Source organism: Paenibacillus sp. FSL H8-0317 (assembly GCF_045040685.1).
GTDB lineage: Bacteria > Bacillota > Bacilli > Paenibacillales > Paenibacillaceae > Paenibacillus.
Genome location: NZ_CP150294.1, coordinates 3047765 through 3074429, shown reverse-complemented (window position 1 = coordinate 3074429; position 26665 = coordinate 3047765). Strand labels below are relative to the sequence as shown.

Genomic DNA, 26665 nt, shown 5'->3' with positions numbered 1-26665 from the left:
GGTCATGTTTGAAAATTTGGAGTGCTCAATTAAAATTTCGTTCCAACTCTTATTTAGCTAATGCCAGCAATTGACTAACAATATAATCAATCAATGCACTGGAAGTCATTACGTCCGTAGACCAAGATAGCGAAGAATCCACCTTCACGATCCGATCATGTTGCACAGCAGGTATGGAGTTCCACACTGCATTATCAGAAGCAACGTTCCCATCTCCTAAGAAGATCATATAATCCCCAGAGTAAGCGGGTAATACTTCCATGGAGACATCGCCCCAATATTTATCTGCATCGATAATATCCGTTTGGACTTTTGCAGGTGCCTGCAATTGAAGTTCATCGTAAACAAGCTCACCAACGGCATGTTTGGCTCCAGCTATGTAGTTACTTTTATCACTGAATTCTCCAACCGTAATCGTCACATCGGATAGGCCCGCATTCTGAAAGGCTAACTTTGCTTCTTCGATTTTTCCGTTATAAGCATTCAAAACATCCTTAGCCTCTTCCTGTTTGTTCAAAACATCGCTAATAAATTGTATCCGCTCTTCTGTAGTCATATCACCATAGGGAACATAAATGGTCGGGGCAATTTTGGATAAATCATCATACGACTCATCGCTCCATGCCAAAATGATAAGATCAGGCTCAAGCGTCATGATATCTTCCGGCTCCATGGCTACTTTTATGGAGTCTGTAATCTGGTTAGCATAAACAGGCTCTGTCTCTCCCCGTGCAGCTCTAGCCACACCTAAAGGAGTTACACCTAGGGCTACCACATCACCAACCAAATAATCAACTACAACTCGCTGAGGGTTGCTAGGTACCTCAACATCACCCTTAACTGTGGATATCGTTCTGGTCTGCGAGACTGCTTCTGAAGCTTTTGTCTCCGACCCTTCTTGTTGTGTCGCCTGCTGTGTCTGCGCAGGTGTTGTATTTGCCGTTCCCCCATTATTCGCTGGCGTCCCCGACGTACATGCCGTCAATAAAAGCATCATGCTTATCGCCGCCGCCAAAATCATTTCTTTACTTCTTAATGTTCCAAACATCGTTGATTCCCCATCTCTATAAGACTTGACTAGACACGCTAGTTCCCTCTCATCGTAAGGGAGATGAGAATCATTATCAATACCATCAACCTGCATGGATAGTGCGTTTATTTTCCGATAATCACTTGGCGTCATCTTGTAATGTTTCTTAAACATGCGGAACAGGTTTTTCTCATCTGCGAAACCAGCTCCAGTTGCGATTTCTTTAACCGTCGCTTCTGTATGTTTCAAGTCATGACAGGCTGCTTCAATCCTTCTCTGAATGAGATACTCCTGTAAGTTCATCCCTTCCCTTTTTTTGAACAACCGCGTCAATTGTCCACCACTGATCCCAAACATATCGGCAATTTGTTGAAACATAATGGGCTCCCTGTAATGTTTATCGAGATATATCTTGGCAGAACAGGCTGGATCTGGCTGGAGATACCGAATCTCACCACCCTCCAAATCCCTGTACACCTCATGAATCAATTGATATAGAAAACTTTTGGCCTGTAGCTGATCCATCGCTTTGCCACGTTTCCAGCCATTCATCATCCGTTGGAACCAATCGCGTAGCAAGATGGGATTACTTGGCGTATAACCAAACTGTTGAACAAATGGATTGACTTGCTCCAGTAATTGCTGCAGATGTTTCTTGAAAAAGAGAGGTGATTCTGCTCTATAAAACACCATAAAGGTTTTCACCATCTCCTCTTTAGGCGTAATACTGAGCAGGCTCCCCTTCCCGCCGTGAACTAAACCGAAGCGTTCCATTGCAAATGTGGTTTCATTCAGTTGGATTTGCGCTTCTCCCCCATATGCATAGATAAACATGCTACTAGGCATTTTGTATTGCTCCAACGGGTATTGTGACGCTATATTCTGAAAACGTACATCTATTATTGTAATGATCGAACGTGTCCAGATACTGGCCATTGTATCAATCATCTCCGGTGTAAATCCTTGTGTCGCTTCTTTCTCTTGCATCTATACGCGCCCCTCGTTTCACTTTTTCCAATGTATACATCACTCATTAATTGAGATTGATAATTGATATTGATAATCAATATCATATTCCATCAGGTAAGTATATCATCATTAAGTGATAGTGGGGAACAGGCAGTGGACGTTATGCTTTTCAACCCAGCTTCCCCTATCGTAAAACGAGAACAAAAAAGGCCAACCCGTAACTAAACTGTACCCTATAGAGTAGATACTTTAAAAAAGTCTCTCTATGGGGTATTTTTGTTATATACCATGTACGAGACAAGGACGGAGAACGATTAATGAGTAAGAAAACATTTACAACAAGCGAACTAGAGCAACTTGCTACAAATCCCTATGTGAAGTCTGTTTCGACCAAGGGAATCACTTATACGGACGAGTTCAAACAACTCTTTATTACATTAAATCAGCAAGAAAGGCTGCCTAGAGAGATCTTTGAGACTTGTGGATTTGACGTTCAGATCATTGGAATGACTCGGGTCAAAGCCGCAGCCGACCGATGGAGAGCCAGTTACAACGAGCAAGGGGCTATAGGCTTACAAGATACACGAGGCAAACATTCAGGAGAGTCTCTAAAACGAGAGTTAACCTTGGCAGAAAAGAACGTGAAACTCGAAGCGCAGATTCACCTGCTCCAAGCAGAGAATGAACTCTTAAAAAAGATTCGCCTGGCCGAACGGGGGTGGAACCACGAGTAAAACTAACGCCTAGCCTTCGATACAGGTTAATCCGAACCGTGATTGAGAAATACCATCTTCAGCGAATGGTAAGTGTTCTGTGTGAGACTGCTGGGGTCTCCAAAAGCGGATATTACCGATACTGGAGCACTTCAGCCATTCACAGACGCACGAAGAAGGAACAGGTTGATGAGGAAATAGGTGTGTACATCCGTCAAGCCTTCCAGTTTAAGAAACGTAACAAGGGCGCTCGTTCCATTAAGATGACGCTGCAAGGACAATTTCAGATCATTTTGAATCTCAAGCGCATCCGAAGAATCATGAAAAAATACGACATTGTATGTCCTCATCGACGAGCTAATCCCTACAAACGAATGATGAAGGCAACCCATGAACATCGAACCATGCCTAACCTGTTACAACGCAACTTCAAACAAGGCATCCCGGGCAAAGTACTTCTAACAGATATTACATACTTAAGTTACGGCCAAGGTAAACGCGCCTATCTGTCCACCATCAAGGATAGTTCCACCAATGAAATTTTGGCTTATCATGTGTCGGAGCGAATGACGATGGATCTGGCGACAAACACGTTACTCCACTTACAGAAAAACCGCAAATTCAAGAAGAGTCATGATGCTTTCATTCATTCCGATCAAGGTACGCACTACACTCATCCGGATTTTCAGAAGAAAGTGAAACGGATGAGGCTTGGGCAATCCATGTCCAGACGAGGAAATTGTTGGGATAACGCACCGCAGGAGTCGTTTTTTTGGTCATTTTAAGGACGAAACTTCTTTAAAGAGCTATGCCACGTTAGACGAAGTCAAACGAGAAGTTAAAGCCTATATGACCTACTATAATCACTATAGATACCAGTGGAACCTAAAAAGGATGACCCCTGTACAATACAGAGATCATCTTCTTGAAGCCGTATAGTTTTTTTTAGAAATGTCCTTTACATAGGGTACAGTTTAAACTACGGGTTAACCTGATCATTGAAAAAAAAGCCCTGATCCATACTGATCAGGGCTTCTCCATTATGTTTTTCGCAGTCATATGCGACCGAATTGATTAGGATTTTGCATGTTTCGGAGAAGGTTTGGATGAGTTTGAAGACAAGATCTAATGAATATCTATTTTCTTAAAATAACCAATGGCCAGTCCAAGACAGATGATGAACGTCGCAGCGATCGAAATATATGAATACTCTGGAGGATATTTGGCCTCCAGTGTTCCATTCGCAATATCCAGTGCTGCGGTCCATGGAAATAGTCCGCGATGTTCACTTGTAGCCAGCATCACATTCACCAGTGTAATAATAATGGTTACGATAATCGCTGGCACAAAACTTTTTAATACGAGCGTAATCAGAATGATCGGGGTCGACAACAGAAACAACAGCAGTCCTGCCACTACATAATTGCTGAGCGAGTTAAGCACAAACTGTGGAGTAAGACCTGCAAATTGACCCAGTGAACCAAAAATGATCGCCAGCGCCCACGCTGATAATGTAAGCAACATAATCCATCCCAGCAACATAATCCATTTGGACATTAGCAGAGCGACTCTGGAAACTGGAATGGTCAGCAGATTCTTCATTGTATCCTCCGCATATTCCCTGTTATACAGATAAGCGGTAATGACACCATACAACGGAACTCCAATGACCAGTACAGCATATATGCTTGTGTTGGACATAAGCACACTGAATTGTGCGACAAGATAAGGCTCCTTTGTTTTCATTTGCACAAACATGGCAGCAGCTACCATCAAAGGGGCAACGGCCGCTCCGATGATACTAAGCAGAAACATTTTGGAGCGTTTCAGCTTGAGAAGTTCAGTGTAAAGCAAATTAACCAATGGTTCCACCTCCAACCAGCTTGGTGAAATAATCTTCCAAACGATCCTCACTCACCATAATTTTGGTTACATTGATGTCATTCTCCATAAAGATTCTGTTTAACTTACCTTGTTGTCCCAAATGGGAATACACCCGGATATTGCGTTCATCATGAATTTCATATTCAGCCTGATCCAAACCGTCGAGAATGACCGCAGCCTTATTATCATCTGAAACTTGAAATTCGGTGTATTTACGGTTCCTTTTCCGAAGCTGCTCAAATGAAATTTCCTCCAGCAGGTTCCCTTCATGAATAATGCCCATGTAATCAACCAGTTGTTCAATTTCCGATAAAATATGGCTTGAGATCAAGATGGTAATATTTCTCTCGGTGGCCAAATTTTTAATCAGCCTGCGAATTTCTTTGATCCCAATCGGATCAAGTCCATTGGTAGGTTCATCAAGAATCAGCAATTCTGGATAGTGCAACAGGGCTCGGGCAATGCCTAACCTTTGTTTCATTCCCAAAGAATATTTGCCAACCAATTTTTTGGTTTCATTTTGCAGACCTACGATTTCGAGCGAGTCCTCAATGGCATTCTTTTTGTATATCCCCATAATTCGAGCGTTGATGGATAAATTTTCGCGGGCAGTCAGATTCTCATAAAACCCGGGTACCTCTACAATCGAACCGGTCCTTCTTAATATTTCTTTTTGATTGGTAAATAGGTTCTCTCCAAATATCTCAATCTCACCATGCGTTGGTTTGATTAGACCGAGCAGCATACGGATTGTCGTCGTTTTCCCTGCCCCGTTGCGTCCAAGAAAGCCGTATATCCCACCTTGTTGAACGGTCATGTTCAGTGAATTAACTGATTTTTGAGTCCCGTATTGTTTGGTAAGATTTGTTGTTTTGATAATTACACTCACGTCTAGCGCACCTTCCTTCCAAGAACTGATAATTTCATTCTAGGTTTCAGATTTTAAATAGCGCTTATCCAAATCTTAACTATCTCTTAATTGTGCTGTGACTTTGACAGCCGCTTATACTTGGGGATTGTGAATATAAAGGATGTTTTCACGCCAGGTTTGCTCTCTGCCTTCAAATACCCCTCATTTTTCTCAGCCAATGTCCGGGCAATTGAAAGCCCAAGCCCGCTTGCCCCAAAGACAGGGCTACGTGAGTGGTCACTGCGATACATACGTTCAAACACTAGATTTAGCTCTTTCTCTGATATCCCTGGTCCCTGATCCCATACGGTTAATTGGAAATTAAGATGATAACATGTTATCTCAATTCCCAGAACGCCCCCTTCATGTCCATACTGGATAGAATTTTGAATCAGATTACTGATGAGGCGATTGATACTCAACCTGTCTGCCATAACGAAACAAGGATAATCCGGGATCTGAATCTTTAGATCCATTTCTGCTTTTTTGAGACTGGGTATAAATTCAATCAAAATCTCCCTGGTCAATTCGGCCAGATCCAACGGCTCAGCCTGCATGGGCATCTCGTCTGCATCCAGTTTGGCCATGGTGAACATCTCATCTATCATTTTTTTCAAGTCCTTCGATTTTCGCGACAAAATATCCATATAGTCTCTTCTCTCTTCTTCTGTAGAAGCAATGTCATCCTTGAGCGCATCCACATAACCAATCATCGAAGTCAGAGGTGTGCGAATATCATGAGAAATGCTGGAAAGCAGACTCTTTCTTACTGCCTGAGAGCGCTGGGCCTCGATCTTTACGCCTTCAAGCTGCTCCATCAGGTCATTTGCTGCAAAAACGATCTCATCCAGCAGTACATTCCCTTTGCTTAATATTCTTCTTTTTCCTTCTCCATTGACCGCCCGATGCAGTTCAGAAGCAATCGATTGCTGCTTGCTTCGAATCTGATATTGATTAACGAGTACCCAGATGCTGGTGAAAACAAACGCTGCAAACAACCACATTCGTGAACCATGCGTCAAGCTCGTGTAGTATTCCAGAGCAAGAGCCCCAGCTCCGATGATCAACTGTAGACCGGATAAAATCAAGATGGCATCTCTATTCATCCCGTTCACCTACAAATTTATAACCGATACCCCAAACGGTTTTTATAAACTGTGGATTCGAAGGATCGGATTCAATCTTCATTCGTAGCTTTCGGATATGTACCATGACGGTATTGTCATCATCCAAATACCCATTATCCCATACATTCCTGAATAATTGGGCTTTGGTGAACACCTGGCCAGGATTGGACATCATAAATTTGAGCAATTCCGTTTCTTTGCCAGTCAGATCGGTCTCTTTTCCCTGGACATCAACTGTGTATGTTTTCAAATTCATCATCAATCCTTTGAAGCGAATGACCTCACTATGGTCAGGAACCTCCGTCCCAAGAACCATAAATCTACGCATGAGTGCCTTAATTCTAGCAACCAGTTCATGAATGCTAAATGGTTTGGTAATGTAATCATCTGCACCGATGCCAAGACCTATAATTTTATCTGTTTCGTGGTCTTTGGCTGTCACCATCATGATGGGTACATTACTGATACTGCGAATTCTTCGACAAGCCTCCGTACCGTCCATCTGAGGCATCATCAGGTCAAGAATGACCATATTATATTTGTGCTGTTGAAACAGCTGCAGCGCTTGTTCACCATCTGCGGCAGTATCTACGGTATACATCTCCCGCTCCAGGTATTTTCGGATCAGGTCTCGAATCTCCTTATCGTCATCCGCAATGAGTACACGAATATTTTGCATGATTTCAACCTTCTTTCTAAAAAAAAGGTTGGCGTTTCTGACTCACGAAACGCCAACCTTGAAATATTATTTAGTGCTTGTCAGCAAGAGTTCGTTGATGAGCGTTGCATTCTGTTTCACAATCTCCGGATAATTTTTGTCAATCATCTCCATATGTTTGCCGTAACCTTTCACTTGTCTGAATTGTCCTGTGGTGGATTGGGCCCACAATGCAATCGAAGCATTGGCATCCAAAAGTCCTGAAGTCACATAACTGATGTTACCATCAATCGTACCAAAGGTTATGGCTTCATGAACATACAGGTAAGACTTCGTAATCAGCTCCAGCAAATAGTCATTCGCCAATTTCTCAAGGTCCTGATATTGACTCATGTTGAACTTTTGCTGAATCTCCTGCCTAATCTCTTCTTCAGTCAGACGATGCTCTTCCACTTCTGTTCGGTATTTTGAGTCCAGTATAATCAGGTCACGCACTTCATATCCTCTGCGGTTAAGCTCTTTGGCTACATCGAAGGCCAGCACTCCACCCGAGGAGTAACCCATCAGCGTGAATGGGCCCTCCTTTTGAATATCAATCATCATTTGAGCGTAACGAGCAATCCGATCTTCTGAAGTGATGAAATTAAAGCTGTAAACTCCGAACGAGTCCAGATGCTGAGCAAGTGTCATGTAGGCAATCCCCATGGAAGCAGCGGGAGGAAAACAGAAAACGATCCGATTTTCCTCACTTGTCCGGGTTAGCTGCATGCAATCTTCGGTGTAGTCCTCCAGCAGATCTTTGGCTTTCTCAACAAAGGCCGCCAGATCAGCAATGGTCGGTTTTTCAAAAATATCCTTAAACGGGATTCTAAAATTCAACAGACTGTACAATCGGGATACAAAAGACATCACATTTAACGAATTCGCACCCAGCTCAAACAGATTTGCATGTATGCTAATCGGCTTCACTGGAAGAACGTCCTCCCAAATATCTGTCATGTGTCGTTCCAGTTCCGTTTCCGGTGGTGTGTAGGATTGCAGAGCTGTCACACTGCCCTCGGGCTCAGGCAATGCCTTCAAGTCCACTTTTCCGTTCACCGTCAATGGAAGCTGATCCATCACAACAAAGAATGCAGGTATCATATATGCAGGAAGCTCGTCAAGCAATCCCTGTTTCAGTTGAACGATGTCCATCTTTTTACTCAGGTCCACAGGTACGATGTACGCACAGAGATAGCTTTGCTGAGCATCATCTTGCCGCGAGGTCACAATTGCATCCTTAACTTCCGGTTGTTGCAGCAAACGATACTCAATTTCTCCCGGCTCAATACGGTAGCCTCTAATTTTCACCTGATGATCAATTCGACCGAGGAACTCCATGTCTCCATTTGGCAACCATTGCACCAGATCACCTGTCCGGTATAGGGTAGTCCCTTCTTTGAACGGATTGGGTACAAACTTCTGCATCGTTAGTTCCGGACGTCCGAAGTATCCTCGGGATACTCCGTCACCTCCAATGTATAGTTCCCCTGACGAACCAGCCGGAAGCAGTTGCTGATGTTTATTCAGCACATATAACTGCACATTTGCAGCAGGTTTCCCAATAGGTACTGAGATTCTCGTGTCCGTCTCGGGATTGTACGGATGGATCATGCAGCCTACAACCGTTTCCGTTGGCCCGTATTCATTAAAGATCTGAACCTTGCCTCCAAAACTCTCATATACTTCCCGAGCCAATTCCGATTTCAGGTCCTCACCGCCTACAATCAGGCACTTGATACTAGATCGAGTGTTGTCCATATCCTTAATCAGATTCAGATGTGATGGTGTCAATTTAACCACGCCTGCTTGCCGATCCCTGAATACATTCAGGATCACCGGTTCATCTCCGCTGGTTGGATATACCACTATTTTATTTCCAGTAACCAACGGTGTAAAGATCGAAGTGATCGTCAAATCAAACGCAAACGAGGAGTACAGGGCAAAATCAAGCTCCCGATTCTGCAAATAAACGTCCTTCGCCCAGAAAATATAGTTGATCAGACCGCTGTGCGGAATCATTGTGCCTTTTGGTTTCCCGGTCGATCCTGAGGTATAGATCATATACGCTACATCCTCTGGTCCAGCATGCTGCTCCAATGGTTCTGCTGAATAATGGCTATAATCCGCATCAATCGCTACGGATGTTCTGCCCGACCCGGTATGGCCTTCTCCCATTTCCAATATGATCGGTGAACCGCTATCCTCCAGAATAAATGTAATTCGTTCTGCGGGATATTCCGGGTCAATGGGCACATAGGCTCCGCCCGCCTTCATAATAGCCAGAATGCCAACAATCATCTCGGGTGAGCGTTCAACCATAATACCAACCATGGAACCTGGACCAACATGGATAGCCTTTAAATGTCTTGCCAACTGATTCGATTTTATTTCAAGCTGTCTGTAGGTCAGCACATCTGAGCCCAACGCTACGGCGACATGTTCAGGGGTTTTGAGGACTTGTTCACTGACCAACTGATGCATCGTTTTGCCCTTCGGATAGGCTGATCCCGTATCGTTGTACTGATCCAACAGGATGATCTGCTCTTGTTTCGTCATGATTTGAATGTCATCGACCCGCATGTTTTCATCTGTCACTATTTGTTTCAACAGAGTCAGCATATGGGTTTCCATGACTTTCATCAAGGATTCATCATACTTGCCGGAATCATAGGCAAACTTGATTACAAGCTCTTCACCAGGTATTGCAATGAGATTGAATCCATAATTCGTCTGTTCCTGACTATGGACGTCCTCAATGACAAACCCAATATCATTCGAGCCTTGTTCAACGAGACTTGAATCCACCGAGTAATTTTCAAAAACCATAATATGATCGATCAAATCTCTTTTTAGACTGCTCAAAGACGCAATTTCAGCCAGACCCAGATGGTGATGCTGACTCCCTTCAATCGATAAGGCCTGCATATCTCCAACCAGTTGTTTGAAGGTATGTCCCTCATCCCATTGAATCCGTGCAGGAATGGTGTTGATAAATAAACCAACCATGTTTTCGATCCCTCTTACCTGCGCTTCTCTCCCGGATACCACCGTTCCAAATACGACATCCGAAGTATCGTTGTACTTGGCAAGCATGATTCCCCAGACACACTGCATAACCGTATAAAATGTGACATGGTTCCGGTTGGCAAGGTCATTCATTTGCTTCGTGAGCTGTCTGGAAATGCGGAATTGATGCTCCTGTGGAGTGACCCCATCGTTCAATGAACGAGAAATTCCTGCTGGCAACTGAACCTTGTTCTCATATCCACCCAGATAATTCTTCCAGTACGAGATGGCTTCATCCTTGTTCAACGCCTGCAACCATTCCACATATTCACTGTAAGGTACAGGCTCGTGGAGCTGAATGTTTTTCCCAGTACGTTTGCATTCATAGAGATGGACCAGCTCTGCAAGAATGATGCCTCTTGCCCAGCCATCAAGCAAGATATGATGGTTACTCCAGATTAACGAGTATTGCTCCTCATTGGTCTGCAACAATTCAAATCGAACCAGTGTATCTTTTCCAAGATCAAAACCTTTTCTTTTGTCCTCCATAGCAATTGACAATACACGAGTGTCTCTGTCCTGTTCTGGTAATCCTCGAAGATCCCGGTATACAAAAGCAGCCCCTCGGTTTTGACAAATAATATTCCGTGGCTCTTCCGTAACTTGGTATTCAATGGACACACGAAGCATTTCGTGACGTTGCATCAACAGGTTCAGACTCTCCTGAAGCCGGCCAATGTCAAGATTTCCTCTGATGTTCATGATCAACTGCTCAAAATAAACCCTGTCTCCGCGATTCTCAAGTGCATGGTACAGCATACCTCGCTGCATGTTGGCCAAAGGATATATTTTCTCAATTCGCTCTGGGCCGAACTTTTGCGTAATCACTTTCAAATTTTGCAGTGTTACATATGGATCTCCATAATCGGATGGCGTTTTTTCGGCCTGCTGTTGCTGCACACAATGTTCAATGATCAGCTGGAGCATTTTTTGGTAGGATGTCGCAAAGTTCTCTACGATGGAGTTATCAAACAACTTGTGGTTATAGGTGATGTTAATCATCAATTGACCTTCAGCCACATAGGCAATAACTTCCATTGGATTGGCACGAATGACATCATCACCAACCGAATTGCCCGATGGCAACCAGGACGAACGAAACAGACCACTGTTGATATCCTGATCCATTTGTCCCAAATAATTAAACAACAGCAGTGGTGTCTGCTCTTTCAACTTTGGCAATTCAGTAGTCATATATTTCAATATTCCGTAACCAATTCCTTTCGCTGGAACCCTTCTTAGCTGCTCTTTTACCTCCTTGATCGTTGTACCAATCCCTTCCTCATTCCCGAGATCGATACATACTGGATATTTGCTTGTAAACCAGCCAACCGTACGACTGATATCCAATTCGTCTCCCATAAGCTCGCGACCGTGACCTTCCATCGTTACCTTAACTTTGCTCGCTCCTGCACATTCCTTGATGGAGAGAGCTAGAGCAGCCAGCAGAATGTCATTAATTTCAGTATAGTAGGCCTGGTTTGTCTCTCTCAAAAGCTGAGTTGTCATCTCTCGGTCCAGCGATACGCTGCTCATTCGATTGTCTCCGTATCGATATTCGCTCAGATGAACTTCATTCCGAGGAAGAAAGCCGGCTTCTTTTTGATCCGTCTTGATCCAATACGCACGCTCCTTGGCGAGGCGACCTCCCTTCGCATAGTCGCTCAGGAAAGCTGCATAGTACGGGTACGAATCCGTAACCGGATAAAAAGAAAGATCTTGTCCTTCCAGAAGCTGCTGGTATCCTATGGCCAAGTCTTCCAAAAGAATTTTCCAAGATACCCCATCAATCAGCATATGATGGATTACAATGAGCAGATGATCTCCCTGATCGGTTCTGAAAATGACGGCTCGCACTAGAGGTCCCTCAAAAATTTCGATGGATTCCTGTATGCTGGAGGTTGCCTGCTGCACCCTGGTGTACAGTTCCTGCTCATCAAGACCGTTCATGTCCTGTACATCCAACTGGAAAAGACCTGCTTCATAATCGAGATGGGTCTGCACCACCTTACCTTGTTCCTCACGATAGGACATCCGCAAGACATCGTGATGCATCATTAACTCTTCCATGATCTGCCGGACTATCTCTGGATTGAATCCCTCCTCGCGGTACAACATCAAGGACTGATTAAAGTGGTTCATTCCTGTACGTTGATGCTGCAAGAAATAAGACTTCTGGATGGGTGTAAGATCAACCGGACCCGTCACACGCTGCTTCATCCGGTCTACATGGGAATCTTCTCTAACATAACGCCCCAGCAACTTGATCTGTGGATTAGCAAATAGCTCTTTCATGGTCAGCTTTTTGCCAGCTCTGGACAGTCTGGATATAATTTGCAATGCTTTGATGGAATCACCACCGGAAGCAAAGAAGTGATGGTTGATGCCGATTGGCTTGAAGCCAAGCACCTCTTCCCAGATGGAAACGAGCAGGCTCTCTGCCTCGTTTCTCGGGGGCTCATAGACCATCTCTCCACCCATGCTTGCATCCGGTTCGGGAAGTGCACGTACATCCAATTTCCCATTGCCGGTCAGCGGCAGGGTATCCAATTGCATAAAATGCGTAGGAATCATATATTCAGGCAATTCGACACCTAGATGAACGCGAATTTCGTCCAATGGTATCGATCTGTTTGCGGTGAAATAGGCACAGAGCACGGTAGTCTGTTCCTGGTTTGCTCCAGGTACGATAACGGCCTCCCGTACACCTTCCAGAAGCAGCATTTGTTTTTTGATTTCATCCAGCTCAATCCGATAACCACGCACTTTCACCTGATTATCCTTCCGACCTGCCAGTTCCAGCTCATCATCATGTGTCCAACGGGCAAGATCTCCTGTTTTGTACATGATCTGCCCCGGCTGGAATGGATCTTCAACAAACTTCTCCCGGGTCATTTCAACCTGATTGAAATACCCGCTGGACACTGCTTCACCCGAAACACAAATTTCACCGAATACACCCCGGGGCACCAGATGGTTATGCTTATCAAGCACGTATACCACAGTGTTATCAATCGGTCTGCCAATAACCGGATGATCTATAAAGGAACGAACATTCACAGACGATATGTTATGAAAAACTACACCAATCGTCGTTTCAGTTGGACCATAATGATTCATGATCCGGCTGTTTGGAAACTCTTGAAGGTACTTTTCCACATCCGTTGTATTTGTCTTCTCCCCACCAAGCACAACCAGCCTCAGCACAGGCTGCCATTCTGCAAATGCAGCATCATGGAGCAGCAGATTGAATAATGAAGGGGTCAGTTTGATGAATGTGATACGCTGTTGAGCCATTATTTGTAATATTCTAGCCGGATTGGTGTAGTCTTCCTTGCTTGGAACGTGAAGCTCACCGCCTTGCAACAAGGATGAAAATACACCTGTGTATCCCAGATCAAAAGCACTGGAAGACATCAGCATCGTTCGATCTGCCGCAGAAACTCCCGCTTCGCGGATGAACCATTGTGTGTAATTAACAATATTTCGGTTGCGAACCATTACCCCTTTCGGAGTACCTGTCGAGCCTGAAGTATAGATCATATAGACCTGCTGTTCAGGCGAAATCGGCAGAGATAGATCCGTGTAGTCAAAGCTTTCGATACTGCTGTCGTTAACCTGACACACATCCCCACTGAAAGATAACTCCTTGGACAACGGATGATCCGTCAACACAAGGATAGCCTGGCTATCATTCAAAATAACATTGGTCCTGTTCACAGTCTGCTCAGGATCAATCGGTAAATAGATGGCTCCCGTTTTAAGAACGGCCAGCATGCTTATAATCAAGTCCACAGATGGATTCATGCTTACTGCGATAACCGAATTCGGTGCAGCCCCTCTTGATCTCAGCGAGCGAGCCAGTTGATTAGCTCTGCGATTCAACTCTTCGTAAGATAATTCGTTTTCCCCTGACACCACTGCCCGTTGCCCGGATGACTTCCTTACTTGCTCCTCGAATAGTTCGATCAGGGCTGCATCTGTTCTGTATTGCACAGGCTGACCACAGGATAGCTGCATAATGGACTTTGTCTCTTCTGATGGGATGAATTGAATATCCTGCAACCGTAACGTGGCATCATTACTGATATTATCCAGCAATTCAGTCAAGTGGCCTGCCATACGCTCTATTGTTTCAGGCTTAAACAACTCCGTAGAGTACGTAAACACACATTTGATCCGGCCCTCAGCTTCCATTGCGGTTAAGGTGAGATCAAATTTGGATCGGATGTTACTTGGAGGAAGTGAACTGAATTGCACACCCTCGATTGCAAGCTCCTCACTGTCATAATTCTGGAATACCAGCATCGTATCAAACAAGGCACTTCTGCTCATATCTCTTGTCAAGGCAAGCTGTTCAACCAGTTCATCAAATGCATAATCCTGGTTTTCATAGGCTTGAAGTGTATTCTCCTTGATCTTGTTCAGATACTCCTTGAACGTAAACGTGCCTACCGGACGATTCCGAAGTGCCAGTGTATTAATGAACAAACCGATTACATCTTGCAGCTCCGGCTGTGAATTACCTGCTACCGGTGTCCCCACGATGATATCTTCTTGCCCGGTGTATCGATGTAACAGTGCTGTATAGCCAGCAAGGAGAAGCATAAATAAGGTTACGCTCTCTCGATGAGCCAATTGAGACAACCGTTGCGACACACCCTCAGATAACTCGAATGGGAACAGTTCACCTTCATAATTACGGTGTTGTGGTCTTGCATAATCGATTGGCATATCCAGTAGCGGGACTTCTTCTTGATAGACCCTTATCCAGTAGTCCTTCTGTGCCTGAATCACTTCCGTTGTCCTGGATAGTGCCTGCCACTCGGCATAATCTTTGTATTGCAATTGGAGTGGTTCAAGCGTTTGTCCTTCATACAGGGCGCTTAGCTCCCTGGTCAAGACGCCCATGGATACACCGTCCGCAATAATATGATGCATATCCATAATCAGACTGTATTCCGCAGGTCCCATCTGCACAAGTTCCACCCGCAGCAACGGAGCCTGAGTCAGATTGAATGGACGAACAAATCTCGCTTGCCACGCTTCTAAAGTCTGTTCACCCAGCTCGAGGGATGTGATCCTGAATTCCACCTGTTGATCAATTCGTTGAACAGGCTGTCCCTCAACCATATGGAAGGAAGTCCTGAATGATTCATGACGCTTGATCAGATCCTGAAAGGCTCCTTCCAATTGGCATACATCCAGATTGCCAGTTATTTTCATAGCATAAGGCATATTGTAGGCCAGGCCCGAATCTTCCAGTTGATGCATAATAAAAAGTCTTTTTTGTGCTGACGAGAGCGGGTAGTACTCCTTGGTTTCCGCTTTGGTTATGGTCACATATTTGCTGGAACGAGCAGAATCAATCCACTTGGACAAGGCTCTGACCGTAGGCGTTGCAAATACTTGTCTCAATGGTATGGCCACACCGAATGCCTTGTGGACGCGAGATACGAGAGCCGAAGCCTTCAGCGAGTGTCCTCCAACTTCAAAGAAATTGTGGTTTACGCCAATACGGTCATTATTTAGAAGCTGATGCCAGAGTGCAAGTAATTCCGCTTCCACCCTGCTTCCCGGAGCTTCATAACCCCCAAGTGCAGACATGCCCGCTTCCGGGGCTGGCAGCGCTCTACGATCCACTTTCCCGTTGGAGGTCAGTGGCAATTGATCCATCTTTACAATGTAGGCTGGCATCATATAATCCGGCAATTGAAGAGACAACTGTTGTCTGATCTGTTGCGTAACCGCATCATCTGCCACCTCGTTCAGGGTGATATATGCACATATAAATTGTGTATGCTCTTCATCCGCCCTGGCTACAACGAATGCATCCTTTACGATATAAAGCTGAAGCAATTGATGTTCGATTTCACCCAATTCAATTCGATATCCCCGAATTTTGACCTGATGATCCATCCGGCCCAAGTACTCCATGTTGCCATCTGCACGCCATCTGGCCAAGTCGCCTGAACGATACATTTTCTCACCAGGATAAAACGGATCTTCGACAAATCGTTCTTCCGTAAGACTGGATCGATTGAGGTATCCTCTGGCAAGCCCTTCTCCTGCAACATATAGCTCACCTGCACATCCTACAGGCTGCAATTGACGATACTGGTTCAGTACATATGCCCTGAGTGTAGGGATGGGCTGACCTATATTACTTCTGCCCATTTCTATATCAGACAACGTAATCTCCTTGTAGGTAACATGAACCGTAGTCTCTGTAATGCCGTACATATTAATTAACTTTGTAGACGGATAACGCTTGTACCATTTTGCCAATAAAGACGGACTTAACGCTTCTCCACCAAAAATGACTTTTCGCAAACTCAATTCCTTCCTTGGACGTTTTGCCTCCTCATGCATCAATCGGTAGAAGTAAGATGGCGTCTGATTCAGAATAGTTACCTTTTCACGGATTAACCATTGCAGGAATTCTCCAGGCTGTTGGGCGACCAGATGTGGAACGATAAGTAATGTCCCCCCGTACAACAGCGCTCCATACATCTCCCACACCGAGAAATCAAAACAGAAGGAATGGAACATCGTCCATACATCGTTCTCGCTGAAATCAAAACGATTACGGTCATTGATCAACAAACGCACGACATTTTTATGTTCAATCAATGTTCCCTTCGGATTCCCGGTTGTACCTGAGGTATAAATGACATAGGCGAGGTCATGGGATTGAACGGATGTCTGCAGATTTCCTGCATCCAGGTGATACGAGTTCTCTTCCTCCAATACAACGCATAAACCCCGGTGAAGTCCGCGATCCATTCCTTTTTCAGAGACCATCAGCAGGTGGATGCCCGAATCCTCCAGCATATAGCTAATACGGTCATCGGGATAGGTGGGATCAACAGGTATATATGCAGCTCCCGCTTTTAACACTGCCATGATACCAACGATCATATCGACTGACCGATCCGCCATAATTCCAATAAATTGCTCTGTTCCTCCTGTAAGAGATAACAACGTACGGGCCAGTTGATTAGAACGCTTATTCAGCTCCATGTACGTCATGTGACGATGCTCATCCCGGACAGCAATTCGATCAGGCGTACGTCTAACTTGCTGCTGGAACAGCTCATGAATGGTCATATTTCGCGGGTAATCCGCATCAGAGTTATTGAAAGAATTCAGGAGCACCTCACGCTCTGCACCACCTACAAGTTGAATGTCAGCAAGCTGCTGATGATCAGCTGAAGTAACTTGTTCTGCCACACTCCTAAAATGTTGATCCATATGCTCGATAATGGATGAATCATATTTATTACCATCATACGTAATCACAAGGGTCAGGCTGTCACCAGGTGTTGCCGAAATCAGGAATCCGTAGTTGCTCTGTTCCTCCGCATGCAGTCCGGTGATTTCAAAACCAACCCCCGTGCTGGATTGATGAACAGCTCCATGATCCAGGGCATAGTTCTCAAATACAAAGACGTGATCCATTAATTCCTTGTTGAGATCACTCAATGCCTGAACCTCAGCCAGATTCAAATAATTGAATCGCTGACTTTCAACGGCTTGTTTCTGAACGGCCTGAAGTACATCGCCAAAATGCTTTTGATGCGGATAACCAATCCGAACAGGAATCGTATTGATGAACAACCCTATCATCTCTTCTATGCCTTCAACTGGCGCTTCTCTGCCAGAGACTACGGTTCCAAATATGACGTCCTCCGTATCATTGTATCTGGCCAGCACCAGACCCCAGATACATTGAATGACGGTATTCAACGTCACACCATAACGAACACCTATTTCATTTAATTGGCGGGTTACCTCCTGACCCAAAGATATCGTCTGTTCTTTTCGCAAATATGGAACATCATGCTCTGTAAGAAGCAAACCTGGAACACTCGACTGTGTGTCATAATTTTCTAAATAATGTCTCCAATACGCTTGGGCCTCATCCTTGTCCTGACGAATGAGCCATTCAATGTAATGATGATATCGTTTCGGGTCCTTCAGGTTATGCGCCTTATTCTCAAGTTTGGCCTTATAGATCTGGAACAGCTCCGATAATATAATTCCCAGACACCATCCATCCAGCAAAATATGATGATGGCTCCATACAAGGGTGAAGGATTGATCTGTGGTGCGAAAAAGAGCTGCACGCATAAGTGGCTGTGTATCCAAACGGAAACTGCGAGCCTTATCCTGCTGAGTAAAAGTTTCCAACTGAGCTGCTGAATGATGTGCTTCCAAAGCTGTCCAGTCTTGAAATTCAAATTCAATGGTGAGGTTTTGCATAATGACCTGTCTCGGTTCTTCCAAATCATGATGCATAAATGAAGCTCTCAATGCTTCATGTCTGTTCATGAGCTCATTGAAACTGGATTGCAAGTAATCCGGGTTCACTTCCCCGCGAATCTCCATGACCGTTTGCTGAAAATACGCAGTTGATGTCTCATCTTCCATTGCGTGAAAGAGCATGCCTTGCTGCATATTGGTTAACGGATAAATCCTTTCAATGATCACGCCCGGACAGGCAGATTTGATAAGATCCAGCTCCTCCAGTGCCAGACTTGGATCACCATAGTCGGAAGGCGTATATGTCGTTTCACGCTGACACAAGCAATGGTCCACAATTTCCGTTAATTGCTCCAAAAACGTCTCTGCAAATCGACTTACAAGCGGCATGTCCACTGCAGTTTGGTTTGCTGTTACGTTGAGATGTAACTTCCCACCAGATACGAAGGTGTTCAGTTCAATCGGGTTATTTCGGGCGATATGGCCACCAATCGTTTGTCCCGTGGAGAAACGGGACTCCCGGAACATGGCTTCCCCAATCATGCCTCCATCCATCTCACCGAGATAGTTAAACGAAATGGATGCTGGACGCTCCGCCTGCAACTCTGGCATCCGGGCCACATATTTCAGCGCTCCATAGCTAAAGCCTTTATGCGGTACCTTCCTTAATCCCTCTTTCACCCGTTTGATGGTGGTCGAAAGTTCTTCCTCCGCTTCTCCCTCCAACAGAACAGGGTACAGGGTCGTAAACCAGCCCACGGTGCGGCTGAGATCAATACCTTCCAGTACATCCTCCCGGCCATGGCCTTCCAAGTTCACTTTTAGCTTCAGCTCACCCGTTAGCTTCCGCACCGCAAGGTACAACGCACTGAGTAACAGATCATTGATCTCCGTCTGGTAAGCCCGGTTGCTCCCACGCAGCAACTGCTGGGTGACTTCCGCACTCAGAGTGCTTTGCAGGGTTTGGCTGTCCGCAAATCGATCCGGCCCTGCCGCTTCCTCCCGTTCTCCCAGGTTCAGTCCAGCTCCCTCCGCGGCAAGCCTGCTCCAGTAGGCTCGCTCCTTCGCAGCCTGTGGGCTGTTCGCGTACTCCTGCACGGCTTCTGCGAAGCGTTGGTAAGAGCCCGTCTTCTCGCCCGCATCCAGCGCTTCTCCCCGCTCCGCCTGCTGATACAGCACTTCCATATCCTCCAACAGGATTCGCCAGGATACCCCGTCCACGACCAGGTGATGAATCGCCAGCAGCAGATGGTCACCGTCCTCGGCTTCAAACCACCCGACCTGCACCAGCTTGCCCTCTTCCAGGTTGCATGCCTGCTGCACCTGGGTAGCCGCCTCATAGACCTGACGCTCCGGTTCATCCCAGCCCCGGATATCAAACCGATGCAGGGTATACATCCGCTCTCCCGTGTGCACTGGACGGTTGATTTGACGGATGCTGCCATCCGCTTGCACCTCATACCTCATCCGCAGCGCATCATGATGCTCCAGCAATCGGTCCAGCACCTGTTCCAGCACGCCCAGCTTGAATCCGGCCGCCCGGTGCAGCATAAAGGACTGGGTGAAGTGGTTTCGTTCGGCTGTATTGTTCGCAAAAAACCACTGCTGAATCGGGGTCAGCTGCACTTCCCCTTCCACCGGCTCCTGGTCAATGCGCTCCCGCTGATCCCATTTCACATATGGGGAGAGATCCCGAATCTTCGGATAGGCAAACAAATCCCGAACCTCCATCCGCAGCCCTGCCCGAGCCAGACGTGATCCGATCTGGAGTGCCTTGATGGAGTCTCCCCCGGAGATAAAGAACTGGTGATTGATGCCCAGCTCCGCCATGTTCAGCACGTCACGCCAAACGTCCACCAGTATGCGCTCCACCTCGCTGCGCGGTGCTTCCGTCTCCGGTCCGGCAGGCAGATGGTGATCCGGCTCCGGCAGCGCCTTGCGGTCCAACTTGCCATGGGACGTCAGCGGCAGCTGCTCCAGCTGAACCACATATGCCGGGATCATATAATCCGGCAGCTCCGCTTCCAGCCAGTCCCGAACGGTAGCGGCTGTCCACACTGCCTCGCCTTCGGCTACAACATAGGCGCAAAGCGCCCCATTTCCCTGCGGGTCCTGATGAGCCAGAACCGCTGCTTCCCGGATGGCCGGATGTTTCAGCAGCTGCTGCTCGATCTCGCCAAGCTCAATCCGGTATCCACGGATTTTCACCTGTTGATCGGTACGCCCCATAAATTGCAGACTGCCATCAGGCAGCCAGCGCACCAGATCCCCTGTCCGGTACATTTTGCCGCCAGGTTCATGTGGGTTGTCCACAAATTTCTCGGCTGTCAGTTCTGGATTATTTAAATAACCCCGTGCCAGACTTTGACCGGTAATGTACATCTCCCCAGTCACACCTGTCGGACAGAATTGAAGATGATCATTCAGAATAAAAATTCTTGTATTCGTGAAAGGTTTCCCTATAGGAATGACACCGTCTATGGAATCAACTTCATGCAGAGTGGTAACCACCGTATTTTCCGTTGGCCCGTATGCATTGATCAGCCTGTAATTCGGAAGGGCATGAAGTTTAAGCTGCTCTCCCCCCGAAACTAGCAAACGCAAAGAGGAATTTGGCAGTTCAACAAATGATTCACATACTTTGGAAGAGAACGTTGCAGCCGTTATTCCATACTCCGATAAGTATTCATTTAGCCTCGATATATCCAATCTCAGCTCGGTCGGAATGATATGAAGTGTAGCCCCTGACATTAGTGCAGGGAAAATTTCACTAATCGAAGCGTCAAAGGTCATTTGGAGATAGTTTGCCACCCGGTCTCTCTCTGTTAACTGTAAAGCATCTATATATCCACAACAGAAGTTGGTTAAGGCGTTATGCTCAACCTGTACCCCCTTTGGCAGACCTGTGGAGCCTGATGTGTAGATGATATATGCCAAATCGTCAGGACTTGCTGTCATCGCTGCCGAATCAGCCGCAGGCGGAATCTGAAGCGATGCCGCAGCATTCCAATCCTTCAATGCTGCCTCATCCAGAATGAATGGTACACATTCGGAATCAGCAGCCCGGAGCCGCTCCATCCAATCGCTCTGAGTCACAACCAGTCCTGCTCCGCTATCCTGAAGCATGTACCGGATTCGCTCAACCGGAGTTGACGGGTCCAGTGGTAAATATGCCCCTCCCGATTTCATAATTCCGAGAATGCCCGCAATCATTTCTACAGACCGATCCATCATAATACCAACGACCGTTTCTCTGGTTACACCACGCTGACACAGGCGATCTGCAAGTAAGTCTGCCGCTTCATTCAGCTCATGATAGGTCATGCTTCTGCCGTCATGCACAACTGCAACCTGATCAGGTGTCCGTACAGCATATTGCGCAATCCAATCATATACCCGCTGGTGCAGCGGATAAGTGCGGGCGTTATCATTATAGACATGCTGTAGTATCTGCTTCTCTTCCTCAGATACAACTTCAAACTCACCCAGCTTGCCGTGGGGATGGCTTAATATCCCTTTTAATAATTGAATAAAGTGATGGCTCATGTTTTCAACCGTTTGAAGGGAGAACAGGTCACTGCAATATTCCAGTTCAAACTCAATGCGGCCATTCTGTTCGACCGCAGCAAGGGTCAGATCAAATTTGGCAATAGGCAGCTCCGTCTCATAAGGCTCAACGTGTAAATCACCCCATTGTTGTCCGGATGTACGCTCAAGCTCCAGATTTTGCAGCACAAACATCGTATCCACCAATGCGTTTCTGCTTCTGTCTCTTGAGACACGAAGCTTGTTGATGAGCTCATCAAGCGGGTAATCCTGATTGTCGTAAGCCTGTAATGCATTTTCCTTCACTTCTCCAAGGAACTCACTAAAGGACCGTTCTGCTACAGGATAATTCCGCATGGCAAGTGTATTAACAAACATACCGATCACCTGCTGGAGATCTGCGTGTTTGCGCCCCGCAATCGGAGATCCCACAACAATGTCATCTTGTCCTGAATATCTGGAAAGTAAAGTAGTATACGCCGCCAGCAGTACCATATATAATGTCGCTTCATGATCTCTGGCCAATTGATGCAGTTCGCGTGTAAGCTGTTCGTCACATGAAAATTGCACCCGATTTCCTTTAAAAGAATATACTTGCGGCCTTGGCCAGTCTGTCGGCAATTGAAGGACCGGAATTTCTCCCTCGAATCGATTAAGCCAGTAGGTTTCCTGTGTCTTGAGTCCTTCACTGTTAAACCAATCCTTTTGCCACTCCGAATAATCCTTGTACTGTAACTTCAGCTCAGCCAGAGATTTCCCCTCATACAATTCATGGAACTCCTGAACAAGCACCCCCGTTGACACACCATCTGCGATAATGTGATGCATGTCCATCACGACTACATGTTCCTGTTCACTGATTTTCACAAGTTCGATCCGCATTAATGGGGCCTTGTCCAGCTCAAATGGACGAATTCGATCCGAAAGCGTTTCTTCCAATGATCGGCTTCCTGTTTCAATATGTTCAACAGCAAACGGAACATGTGAATGAATCCGTTGGACGGGTTCGCCATCCACAATGACAAAGGACGTCCTGAATGACTCATGTCTCTGTACCAATTGCCGGAATGCCTCTTCAAATCGCGCCACGTCCAGTTTTCCAGATACTCTCATCACTGCAGGCATATTGTATGAAGTTCCGGTATCCGAAATCTGATGCAGCATATGAAGTCTGCGTTGAGCAGACGAAAGTGCATAATAGGGCTTTGATTCGGCCGGTTGGATGGAAAGATAGTCCTCTTTGGCAGCAGATTCAATGTAATTGGCAATACCTCGGATGGTTGGAGCAAGGAAAAGCTGTCGGATCGGCACCATCACCTGAATCTCTTTGTGAATTCGTGATGCCAGTGCTGTCGCTTTGAGTGAATGACCGCCGGACTCAAAGAAGTGATCATGAACCCCCGCAATCTGCACTCCCAAAATTTCTTTCCATATGGTGCAAATGCGATTCTCCAGCACCGTACTTGGTGCTTCATATTGGTCATGCTTCAAATGTTCTATGCATTCTGCCGGTTCAGGCAGCGCCCTGCGATCAACCTTCCCATTTCCTGTTAAGGGAAGCTCATTGAGCAGGATAAAATAGGAAGGAACCATGTAGTCCGGCAGGCGCTCCGATACATACGTACGAATTCCAGTGATTGTCAGCGCTGGATCAGCCTTTAGATATGCAATCAATATGTCCTGATCGGCTGCATCTTTTCTCGTCACTACGACCCCTTCACGAATCCCTTCATGCTCCAGCAGAACATGCTCAATCTCTCCCAGCTCAATGCGGTAACCGCGCAATTTAACCTGGTGGTCCAAGCGTTCGAGAAACTCAATATCTCCGTTTGGGAGCCGGCGTACCCGATCACCTGTTCGATACATCCGTGTTCCCTCAAGTAAGGGATGTGGAACGAATCGGGAATCGGTTAGTTCCTTGTTATTCAAATACCCCAAGCTCAAACCATCTCCGGAGATACATAACTCTCCTGGAATACCAGCTGGAACGGGATTCTGGTACCGGTCCATAACCCAGACCGAAGTATTGGCAATTGGTTTTCCGATGGGAAGATTGGTAACCGCTGCTTCGATGGACCTGATGGGATAAGCTGTAGCAAAAACCGTGCTTTCTGTGGGTCCGTATACGTGAATCAGGCGATCCGCTCCGAGAATATCCAGTCCTTTCCTGGCCTGGACCACGGATGCCCGCTCGCCCCCAAACAATATTTTGCGGAAGCCACGGAGACATTCCGGCTCACGATCAACAAGCAGATTAAACAGTGCGGTCGTCATGAAAGAAACCGTGACTTTCTCACGAACGATAACTTCGGCGAGCGCTTGGGTGTCCAGAACCGTATCCTGCTTGAGCAGAACCAGACTGGCTCCGTTCAATAGTGCGCCAAAAATATCAAAGACAGATCCGTCAAACGCATAATTCGAAAGCTGCAAAATCCGGTCTTCCGGGCAAATATCGATGTAATCCGTCTCACATACAACCCGAATGACGTTTGCATGAGAGATCATCACTCCTTTGGGCAATCCGGTAGAGCCAGACGTGTAGATCATGTAGGCCAGATCATCCATGCGGCTCTCCTTGTCAGGTTTCACTTCCATTACCTGTGTGGCAGCCGCCATCTCCATGACCGCAGGCATATGATCCATGTAGTCCACATACAGCGGTAATATTGGAAAATTCAGCGGTGCCTGGCTGATCCATTCGGGCTGTGTCAAGAGCACCGTAGCCCTGCTGTCCTGAAGCATATGACTTATTCTTTCTTCCGGCCAACCCGGGTCCATGGGAAGATAAGCCGCCCCTGCTTTCAGAATCCCGAGTATGCTTGCAATCATCTCTATCGAGCGGTCTGCCAGCAGTCCTACCACTGCCTGCTTGGATAGCCCAAATTCGTATAACCGGGATGCCATTTGATCCGCTTTTTCCTGCAATTCACGGTAGGTGATATGCACGTCATCCATAATAAGGGCGGTGGCATGAGGTGTCTTCTGGACTTGTTCATCAAAAAGCTGAGGAATGGTTTTCCATTTGGGATAATCCGTCACAGCCCCATTTGAAACCATTTCAAGCATCGGAAATTCAGCGTCTCCAACCAGCGTAATGTCCTGGATCTGGATACTCTCATCTGATGTAATTTGATGGACAATCGCTTTCATATGCTTCTCAATCTGATCCATCAGAGCCGACTCATAGACATGCTCATCATAAATGAGCAGCAGCGTCAATTTCTCCCCAAGTCCAGCAGCCATCGTAAACGGATAGTTGGTTCGTTCTTCTCCAGTGATCTCGTTGATTTCAAAACCCAGATTGGATCTCTCCGCCATCTTCCTCGTATCCAGAGCATAATTCTCAAACACAACGACATGATCAAGCAGATCATGTTTGAGTTCAGTGCGGGCCTGCACCTCAGCCAGACTTAAATATTGATACGCCTGACTGTTCAATGCGTCCGACTGAATCTTTTTCATAAGCTCCACAAATGGCTGCTCTCCACAAAAGGTAACACGTGTAGGAATGGTATTGATAAACAAACCAACCATATTTTCAATGCCATCAACGGCTGCATCCCTCCCGGATACAACGGTCCCAAAGACAGCATCTTCGTTATCATTATATTTGGCGAGCAGAAACCCCCATATCGCTTGAATGACGGTGTGGAGTGTCACGGCATGTTTCTGCGCCATCTCTTTCATTTTTGTAGTGAGAGCTTGAGAAAACTCTATTTTCTTCTCTCTTCTGGAGAACGAAATCTCACTTGTTGATCGGTTTATCGAAGGCAAGCCGGTCTTCTCACTGTATCCTGACAGATAATGCTCCCAGTACCCAAGGCCCGATTCCTGTTCCTGCTGCTGGAGCCACTTCATGTAATTGCTATAAGGACGGGTATCTGCCATTTTAGACGGTAGGCCATTGGATCTATCAGCATATATATCCAGCAATTCATTGAAGAGAATGCCCATGCTCCAGCCATCCAGTATCATATGGTGAAACGTCCAGATCATCTGGAAATGCTGTTCACCATTACAAACAAGAGCGATTCGAAGCAGGTTATCCTTGGACAAATTAAACCCTTTTGCACGATCTTTCTCCATAAAATCTTGCATTAAGGCAGCGACTTCATCGTCTGACCTGCCCCTCAGATCATGAAAGGTAAACCCGATCGTCCGCCTCGCAAGAACAACATGAACGGGTTCCTCCAATTTGGTATGAACCGAGGCTCTCAATATTTCATGTCGTTCAAGCAGCTGATTGAAGCTTTGCTCCAGAATTTCGGGATCAATCTCCCCGCGTATATCCAGTACCGTTTGTTCAAAATAAGCATCTTCAGACGGATTTTCGAGCGCATGAAACAGCATTCCTTTTTGCATCGGGGATAATGGGTATATTTTCTCGACTTTTGCCTTCATGGACCGATATCATCTCCTTATTGGATCGTACCTAAGCTGTCCTAAACATGGGAT

Annotated in this window: 6 protein-coding genes and 1 pseudogene; 1 reads left to right on the top strand and 6 read right to left on the bottom strand. The window is 46.1% G+C overall.

What is annotated here, in order from left to right; all coding sequences use genetic code 11:
• Nucleotides 1-49 precede the first annotated feature (49 nt).
• Entirely contained in the window at nt 50-2017 is a 1968-nt protein-coding gene (locus MHB43_RS13940) for an AraC family transcriptional regulator (protein ID WP_405132151.1), read from the bottom strand.
• 299 nt (nt 2018-2316) lie between these two features.
• On the opposite strand from MHB43_RS13940, the pseudogene MHB43_RS13935 reads away from it, so the two are divergent.
• Nucleotides 2317-3651, top strand: a pseudogene (locus MHB43_RS13935) (IS3 family transposase).
• A gap of 186 nt (nt 3652-3837) precedes the next feature.
• Here MHB43_RS13935 and MHB43_RS13930 read toward each other — a convergent pair.
• The 5 genes from MHB43_RS13930 to MHB43_RS13910 all read right to left on the bottom strand — a co-directional run bounded on the left by MHB43_RS13930 (nt 3838) and on the right by MHB43_RS13910 (nt 26611).
• Nucleotides 3838-4575, bottom strand: a complete 738-nt coding sequence (locus MHB43_RS13930) for an ABC transporter permease (protein ID WP_076214667.1) — start codon at nt 4573-4575, stop codon at nt 3838-3840.
• Entirely contained in the window at nt 4568-5485 is a 918-nt protein-coding gene (locus MHB43_RS13925) for an ABC transporter ATP-binding protein (RefSeq protein WP_076214666.1), read from the bottom strand. Before MHB43_RS13925 ends, MHB43_RS13930 begins: the two co-directional genes overlap by 8 nt.
• 86 nt (nt 5486-5571) lie before the next feature.
• Nucleotides 5572-6612, bottom strand: a complete 1041-nt coding sequence (locus MHB43_RS13920; protein WP_260632643.1) for a cell wall metabolism sensor histidine kinase WalK — start codon at nt 6610-6612, stop codon at nt 5572-5574.
• Entirely contained in the window at nt 6605-7312 is a 708-nt protein-coding gene (locus MHB43_RS13915) for a response regulator transcription factor (RefSeq protein WP_221819610.1), read from the bottom strand. The genes MHB43_RS13920 and MHB43_RS13915 overlap by 8 nt, the downstream gene beginning before the upstream one ends.
• A gap of 66 nt (nt 7313-7378) precedes the next feature.
• The gene (locus MHB43_RS13910; protein ID WP_405132150.1) at nt 7379-26611 is read right to left on the bottom strand and encodes a non-ribosomal peptide synthase/polyketide synthase; all 19233 of its coding nucleotides are present in this window, start codon (nt 26609-26611) and stop codon (nt 7379-7381) included.
• Between the last annotated feature and the right edge of the window lie 54 nt (nt 26612-26665).